Origin of the sequence: Streptomyces longisporoflavus, assembly GCF_014649775.1 — a bacterium.
Classification (GTDB): domain Bacteria; phylum Actinomycetota; class Actinomycetes; order Streptomycetales; family Streptomycetaceae; genus Streptomyces; species Streptomyces longisporoflavus.
Window position 1 is genome coordinate 1 of record NZ_BMTR01000150.1, and the last position, 558, is coordinate 558.

General features: G+C 38.9%; 1 protein-coding gene. It reads right to left on the minus strand.

Annotated elements, in window-relative coordinates; translation table 11 throughout:
• Positions 1-558 (minus strand): hypothetical protein (locus IE226_RS43810; protein WP_229872000.1); only part of this gene is annotated, 558 nt, incomplete at both ends.

The window sequence follows — 558 nt, forward strand, 5'->3', positions numbered from 1 at the left end:
TCAAAGAAGAAGTATTACTATCTACAAACTGAGTACCTGACCAACGGAATTGATAAGAGGGTTCATCCTGGGTAATATTCAAATATATCTTACCTGATTCTCCAGTAATAGGATTAGCATGATCTGGGTCAGAATATAATTTAATATTGCTCAGCTTTCCAGTTTCACTGATATCATAAGTAGCATAAGCTTCGATAACATCATCAACATAAGAAGGCAATTGACTAGAGGGTACTAATCCATTACCATCCAAAGCTGCAAATCCATTCGCCTTACCCTTAGTTGCTACAAACTCATCATGTTTCTTTTCTAAGTTATTGATGTTGGTTTGTAACTTATTTTCAAGTGCGGTATCTGCAGCAGCTCTGGCTTCTTCTTCTTCCTGAATCTTTTGCATCTGAACCTGGTCGTATTCAGCACGGGCATCTGCCTCTTCTTTGATAGCCTGAGTAAATTTAGTGTCCAATGCCTGGTCAGCTGCTTTTCTATACTCGATTTCTTGAGCAAGGGAAGCTTCGGAAGAATTCTTCAAGGCTTCAATGGCATCTTTTCTGTCTT